This window comes from bacterium (assembly GCA_018814885.1).
Lineage (GTDB): Bacteria > Krumholzibacteriota > Krumholzibacteriia > LZORAL124-64-63 > LZORAL124-64-63 > JAHIYU01.
This window is the reverse complement of sequence record JAHIYU010000147.1, coordinates 23489-30649: the sequence shown is the minus strand read 5'-3', so window position 1 is coordinate 30649 and position 7161 is coordinate 23489. Positions and strand designations below refer to the sequence as shown.

At 67.3% G+C, this 7161-nt stretch carries 7 protein-coding genes; 3 read left to right on the top strand and 4 right to left on the bottom strand.

Annotated elements, in window-relative coordinates:
- Positions 1-70: 70 nt before the first annotated feature.
- The 4 genes from KJ554_11340 to nadE form a co-directional block, all read right to left on the bottom strand.
- Entirely contained in the window at positions 71-1285 is a 1215-nt protein-coding gene (locus tag KJ554_11340; protein MBU0742931.1) for an acetate kinase, read from the bottom strand.
- Positions 1282-2286: a phosphate acetyltransferase gene (pta, locus tag KJ554_11335; protein MBU0742930.1), complete on the bottom strand. Its 1005-nt coding sequence runs from the start codon at positions 2284-2286 to the stop codon at positions 1282-1284. The genes KJ554_11340 and pta overlap by 4 nt, the downstream gene beginning before the upstream one ends.
- Before the next feature lie 124 nt (positions 2287-2410).
- Entirely contained in the window at positions 2411-2863 is a 453-nt protein-coding gene (locus KJ554_11330; protein MBU0742929.1) for an Rrf2 family transcriptional regulator, read from the bottom strand.
- A 103-nt stretch (positions 2864-2966) separates the two neighbouring features.
- Positions 2967-3950 carry an NAD(+) synthase gene (gene nadE / locus KJ554_11325; protein MBU0742928.1) on the bottom strand — a complete coding sequence of 328 codons (984 nt, stop codon included), beginning with the start codon at positions 3948-3950 and terminating at the stop codon, positions 2967-2969.
- Positions 3951-4338: 388 nt separating this feature from the next.
- Between nadE and KJ554_11320 the strand changes: the two genes are divergently transcribed.
- The 3 genes from KJ554_11320 to KJ554_11310 all read left to right on the top strand — a co-directional run bounded on the left by KJ554_11320 (position 4339) and on the right by KJ554_11310 (position 6997).
- Positions 4339-4698: a hypothetical protein gene (locus KJ554_11320; GenBank protein MBU0742927.1), complete on the top strand. Its 360-nt coding sequence runs from the start codon at positions 4339-4341 to the stop codon at positions 4696-4698.
- Positions 4699-4787: 89 nt separating this feature from the next.
- Positions 4788-5843, top strand: a complete 1056-nt coding sequence (add, locus tag KJ554_11315) for an adenosine deaminase (GenBank protein ID MBU0742926.1) — start codon at positions 4788-4790, stop codon at positions 5841-5843.
- Positions 5840-6997, top strand: a complete 1158-nt coding sequence (locus KJ554_11310) for a 6-phosphofructokinase (protein MBU0742925.1) — start codon at positions 5840-5842, stop codon at positions 6995-6997. Before add ends, KJ554_11310 begins: the two co-directional genes overlap by 4 nt.
- Positions 6998-7161: the final 164 nt, after the last annotated feature.

Here is a 7161-nt window from a genome sequence, read left to right as displayed (position 1 = left end):
CCACGCCGCGATCAGGCCCGCGATCAGGGCCGCCGCGATCGCTGTCCTGGGGACGGGGGGCATCGCGGCGTCACACCGCGGCGACGGTCGGGAAGGCGATGGACATCGTGTCGCGCGCAATCATCAACTCCTCGTTGGTGGGTACGATCATGATTGTCACCCGCGAAGACATCTTGCTGATGATGGCCTCATCGTGCCGCGTGGCGTTCTTGAAGGGGTCGAGCACGGCGCCGATGATGCCCAGTCCGCGGCAGGACCATTCCCTGACCAGGGAGTCGTTTTCGCCGACGCCGGCGGTGAAGGTGATCGCGTCCACGTGGCCCAGGGCCACGGCGTAGGCCCCGATGTACTTGCGGATGTGGTAACAATACACTTCCAGGGCCAGGCGCGCACGGTCGTTCCCGTTGGCGTACTCGCGCTCCACGTCGCGCAGATCGCTCGAGACGCCGCTGATGCCCAGCAACCCGCTCTGCTTGTTGAGCAGGTGGACGACCTCGGCGCTGCTCATGCCCAGGTTGCTTTCGAGGTAGCCGACGATGGCGGGATCGATGTCGCCGGACCGGGTGCCCATCACCAGCCCTTCCAGGGGGGTGAAGCCCATTGACGTGTCGATGGACTTGCCGCGCTTGATGGCCGCCACCGAGGCCCCGTTGCCCAGGTGGCAGGTGATGAGGTTGAGCTCGGCGGGGTCGCGGGCGAGGATCTCGGCCGCGCGCAAGGCGACGTAACGGTGGCTGGTGCCGTGGAATCCGTAGCGGCGGATCCCGTGCTCCGTGTAGAGCTCGTACGGCAGGGGATAGACGTACGAGGTGTCGGGCATGGTCTGGTGGAAGGCGGTGTCGAAGACGCCGACCATGGGCACCTCCGGCAGCACGGCGCGGGCCGCCTTGATGCCCATGATGTTGGGCGGGTTGTGCAGCGGTGCCAGCGGGATGCAGGCCTCCAGGGCCGCCATCACCTCGTCGTCGATCATCACGCTGCCGGAATAGGCCTCGCCCGCGTGCACCACGCGATGCCCCACGCCGGAGATCTCTTCGTAGCTCCCGACGACGCCGTGGTCGGGATGCGTCAGGGCCGCCAGCAGCAGCTCCATGGCGGCCCGGTGGTCGGGGATGGGACAGGTCTCCTCGACGGCATCGTGCTTCGGGCGCTTGTAGACGTGGTGGCCCTCGTCCTGGCCGATGCGCTCGACCAGGCCCTTGGCCAGCAGGCGCTCGTTCTCCATCGCCAGGAACTGGTACTTGAGCGAGCTGCTGCCGCAGTTGACCACCAGCACGTTCGTCACGGCGCGGATCCTCCGCCCTGCAGGGCCGTGATGGCGGCCACGTTGACGATGTCGTCGACGCTGCAGCCGCGCGACAGGTCGTTGATCGGCTTGGCCATGCCTTGCATAACCGGCCCGACGGCCTCGGCGCCGGCCAGCCTCTGGACGAGCTTGTAGGCGATGTTGCCGGCATCCAGGTCCGGGAAGATCAGCACGTTGGCGCGGCCGGCGACGGCGCTGCCGGGGGCCTTCCGCTCGCCCACGGCCGGTACCAGGGCGGCGTCGGCCTGCAGGGCCGCATCGGCGGCGAGGTCGGGCGCCTTTTCCCGCAGGATGCGCAGCGCCTCGTCGACCTTGTCCACGCTCGCGCCCGCGCCGCTGCCCTTGGTGGAGTAGCTGAGCAGGGCCACCCGGGGCTCGAAACCGCAGAGCGCCCGCGCCGTCGCGGCGGTGGCCGCGGCGATGTCCGCGAGCTGCGCGGCGTCGGGGTCGGGGTTCACGGCGCAGTCGGCGAAGACGATCATGCCGTCGGTGCCCAGCTGCCAGTCCGGGTTGACCATCACGAAGCAGCTCGACACGATCGAGCAGCCGGGAGCCGTGCCGATGGCCTGGAAGCCCGCGCGCAACACGTTGCCGGTGCTGTTCACGGCGCCCGCCACCATGCCGTCGGCCAGGCCGCGCTCGACCATCAGGGCGCCGCAGTAGAGGGGATCCGTCGCGGTCTGCGCCGCCTCGGCCAGCGACAGGCCCTTGTGCTTGCGTTTCTCGTACAGCGTGGCGGCCAGGGCCTCGCGATCGGGATTGGCGGCGGGATCGGCGATGGCGATGCCGTCGGCGGAGAGCCCCAGGTCCCGCAGGCGCGACCGGATGTCCGCCGCATCGCCCAGCAGGAACACGCCGGCGATGGCCTCGTCGCGCAACGTCGCGGCGGCGCGCAGGGTGCGCTCGTCGCCGCTCTCGGGCAGCACGATGGTGCGGTGGAGTTCGGCGGCCTTGCGACGCAGCTGTCGGATGAATTCCATGTGGTTTCTCGCTTGGATTGGGGTCGACGCCTGGGCGAAAAGTGAAGCGTCGACCGGTGGTTGTCAAACCGGCAACGAGCGGCTATTCCAGGCGGTGCGAGGCGGCAGCGCTCATCGCGGCGGGCTAGACCTGAGGCGCTTTCCTGCTCTCGTCCAGCGATCGTTCGATCTCGGGCAGGCGATCCATCAGATCCTGGAGGGTGAAGCCCTCCCAGAACTCCTTGAGCTTCATGTCGAGCAGTTCCCAGATGCTGCGCGTGGTGCAGAAGGCGGATCTCTCGCACGAATCGGGATTGGGGACGCATTCGACCAGCGGCGTCTGCCCTTCCAGCGTCAGGAAGACGTCCCAGAGCGAGATGTCCTTGGGCTCGCTGATCAGGTAATAGCCGCCGTGAACGCCCTTGCGGCTGCCGACCAGGTCGGCCTTGCGCAGCGCGGCGACGAGTTGCTCCAGATACTTGCGGCTGATTTCCTGGGATTCGGCGATGGAGCTGAGAGGGACGGGCTTGCCGTCGTAGCTGACGGCGATCTGCAGTAGCGCGCGGAGTCCGTAGCGGACTTTGGTGGTGATTTTCACGCGAGGCCCCTTCCATTCCCGAGCGCCGGACCTGCACACAGGCATTTCACCAATGGTACTCAATCAAGCCCGGACGACAAGTTTTTAGCCTTGCCCGCGCCTCTCATTTGACGATCTCCGGGACGTTCTCGATCAGCTGCGGCGGCAGGTGCAGCGGCAGCGTGGTGGCGCGCTTGCGCTCGATGTCGCGATAGACGCGCTCGACCTGCACCTGCTCCAGGCCCAGCGCCCGCGCCGCCGCGGCGGCCGTCACGTCGTGGTTCATCGCCCACAGCAACAGGTCCATCTCGGCGTAGGGCAGCACGAAGTAGAACTCGTCCTGGCCCTGGGGCAGCGAATATGTGTCGGTGGTCGGCACGACGGTGCAGATCTCCTCGGGCAGACCCAGGTGCCGCGCCAGGGCGTAGACCTGCGTCTTGTAGAGGTGGGCGATGGGCTTGATGTCGGCCGACCCGTCGCCGTTCTTCACGAAGAAGCCCTGGTCGTATTCGAGCCGGTTGGGGGTGCCCATCACGGCGTAGTTCAGCCTGTCGGCGTGGAAGTACTCCATGGTCTTGCGGATGCGCTGCTTGAAGTTCGTCGCGGCCACTATCTGCAGGTACGCCTTCAGCGGCAGCCGCTCCTCGTGCATGTCGCCGCCGGGATCCTGCACCACCAGCCGGTAGACGTTCATGCGGTCGGAGTCCATCAGGTCCGGCGGCAGCACGATCTTGGCCTTCCAGCCCTCGCCGTACCCGGGAAAGACCTCGCGGTAGGCCGCGTCGCGCCAGCGGTAGCAGCCGATCGCCTCCAGCGCCGGCGCGATATCCTCCACCGCGTACGCGATGCCCAGGTGCTCGGCGAGCTGCGCGCCCAGCGAGCGGCTCGCGGCCGACGAGTCGCGCTCGGGCAGCAGCAGGCCGAAGACCTTCTTGGGGCCCAGGGCCTCCACGGCCAGCGCCGCGGTCACGCTGCTGTCGATGCCCCCGCTCATGGCGACCACGGCGCCGCGGCGCAGCATGCGGCGCGACACGAGCTCGCGCAGCCGGGTCTTGATCGTCTCTACGGTCTTGTCCAGGTCCAGGTCGAGTACGTTGCGGTCGAACATGGGCGTTTCCTTGCTTGGGGCTTGCGGGTGGCGTTTGGGTGGGGGAAGGGTACTCATGGCGGGGGGTGGTGTCGATCGGTTTTTGGGAGGCCTCAAGGGTGATCGTCATATGCCTCTCCCCGTTACGTATTCCGAATCACGCACTGAAAATGTCCAGACGTGTCCACATCGCCAGGTTGAAGGCAGGCGAACTGATCGAGAGTCGGAAATTATCCCTCATGAAGTAGATGCGCCCGGACTCACGCTTTGATCCCGAATATCGCACATACCACCCAGGGTGGAGTGATTATGATCATATGTAAGGCAATGACTAGAAACATCAAGGAATGGTGTGATATAATGATACCTCATGAGACATCCCCGACCCGGCGCCTAGAGGGGAGACAGCATGCCTCGTCGCCACACATCGCCTATCATCCTGGCCATGGCCCTCCTGCTGACCGCAGGCGCCGCCCTCGCCGCCCCCTACGGCTCCGTCCGCCTGCTCGACCCCCATCCCCGCGTGGCCGCCCCGGCCACCTACGTCCCCTTCTACCTGGACCGCGAGGCCCACGTGGTCCTCGACGTGCTCGACGCCGAGGGCAACCCCGTGATCCGACTGGCCGACGCCGTCTACCCGGCCGGCCGCCACGCCGTGCGCTGGCGCGGCGAGGACGCTCTCGGCGAACGTCTCGAGCCCGGCCTCTACACCGTCCGCCTGCACGTCGGCAACTCCATCCGCACCGTCGCGCTGCCCCTGGTCGGCTGATCCGCTTCCGCTCCCGCTGGACAGGCCGGCGTCCCGGACCTATCCTATGCCCCCAAACAGAGCGAGAAACACGAACCCGGGGAGAAAAGATGACCCCTGAGGACAGGCGCGCGTTCCTCGAGACGCTGCCCCTGGCGGAACTGCACCGCCACTTCGACGGCTCCATCCGGCCGGCGACCCTGTGGGAGCTGTCGGAGAAGTACTACTCGGCCGTGCCGGGCCTGGACTTCGAGGCCTTCCGCCGCTACCTGGAGTGGGACGACAAGCAGGACAAGTCGCTGATCGACTACCTGGACAAGTTCCACGTCCCGCTGCAGTACACCCAGTTCTACGACAACATCATGCGCATCGCCTACGAGATCGCCGAGGACGCCTACGCCGACGGCATCCGCCTGCTCGAGCTGCGCATCAACCCGCTGATCCACCGGCGCGCCGGCCTGACCACCCGACAGGTGCTGCACGCGACGCGCAAGGGTCTGGTGCGCTTCAAGGACGCCCACGTCGACTTCCGCTGCGGCATCGTGGTGATCGCCATGCGCAGCCACGGCGGCAACATGGCCAGGATCCTGCTGCGCGAGATCATCGGCGAGCGGCAGGATTTCCACTCGGACGTGGGCGTGATCGGCTTCGACATCGCCGGCCCCGAGGCGCCGTTCCCGCCCATCCTCTTCCGCAAGGCCTACGACCTGGCCGCCAGGATGGGCCTGCACAAGACCGTCCACGCCGGCGAGAGCGAGGGCCCCGAGCGCATCTGGGAGGCCCTGGACCACCTCGGCCCGGCGCGCATCGGTCACGGCACCTCCGCCGGGCGCGATCCCGAGCTGATGAAGCGCCTGGCCCGCGACGGCGTGGTGCTGGAGGTCTGCCTCAGCTCCAACCTGCAGACCGGCGCCGTCGCCGACCTGCGCGATCATCCGCTGCCGCGCTTCCTGGACGCCGGCGTCAAGGTGGCCATGTGCACCGACAACCCGACCGTCTCGGCCACAACCCTCTCGCGCGAGTACGAGCTGGCCATGGCGCTATTCGGTTTCGGCGAACGCGACGTCCTGGAACTGGCGCGCATGTCCTGCGAGGGAACGTTCCTCAGCGGCGGCTGTCCCCATCGCGACGACCTGACGACGACCCGGACCGGAGAGAAACGATGAACCGCAAGAAGAAGATCGCGATCCTGACCGGCGGCGGCGACGTGCCGGGTCTCAACGCCTGCATCAAGCAGGTGGTCTGGCGCGCCCTGCAGGCGGGCTACGAGGTGCTCGGCCTGCGCAAGGGCTGGGAGTCGCTGGCCGCCTACAAGCTCGGCGACCCGGAGTGGAACGCGCCCTGGCTGAAGCCGCTGCCGTGGGAGGCCGTGCGCACGATCGACCGTTCCGGGGGCACGTTCCTGCACTCGTCGCGCACCAATCCGGCCAAGATCCGCGAGAAGGACATGTTCGACCACGTCAAGCGCGCGGGCATGACCTATCCCGCGGACATCACCGACCACATCTTCGCGGCGCTCGAGGACCTGCAGGTGGACGCCCTGATCCCCGTCGGCGGCGACGACACCCTGAGCTACGCGGCGCGCCTGCACGAGACCGGGTTCCCCATCATGGCCGTGCCCAAGACCATGGACAACGACGTCTTCGGCACCGACTACTGCATCGGCTTCAGCACCGCGGTCACAAGGTCGGTGGACGCCATCACGCAGCTGCGCACGCCGATCGGTAGCCACGAGCGCATCGGCATCATCGAGCTCTTCGGCCGCAACAGCGGGGAGACGGCCCTGATCGTCAGCTACCTCGCGGGCGTCAACCGCTCCATCATCTCCGAGGTGCCCTTCGACATGGAGCGTCTCGCCGGGATGCTCAAGACGGACAAGGCGGGCAACCCGAGCAACTACGCCATCATGACCATCAGCGAGGGAGCCACCGAGGTGGGCGGCGAGATCCACCAATCGGGCGAGAAGGACGCCTTCGGCCACAAGAAGCTGGGCGGGATCGGCAAGCACACCTCACACCGCATCAAGGAGTTGACGGGCGAGGACATCATGTACCAGTCCCTGGCCTATCTGATGCGCTGCGGCGCACCCGACGCCCTGGACCGCATGGTGGCCATGAACTACGCCAACCTGGCCATGGATTACCTCATCGAGGGCAAGACCGGCTTCATGACCGGCCTGCAGGGCGGCAAGTACACGGCGGTGCCCCTGGCCTCGATCACCGGCGGCATCAAGCGCGTCGACGTGGATCGGTTCTATGATACGGACCAGTACCGGGCCGACGTGCGCAACGTGTCGGGGATGCCCATGTTCCTCACCTGAGTCGTTGCGCGGTCTTGATACAGCCGATCTGCCGGGACGCGGCCCCGCCACTCGAGGTGGCGGGGCCGCTCGACCGCTGCGCCCGGCAGATCGGCTGCATCAGGACCGCGAACCCCGCCGAGGTACACGGCCATGCCCCGGTCCGCGCAGGCGGCGTGGTCCGT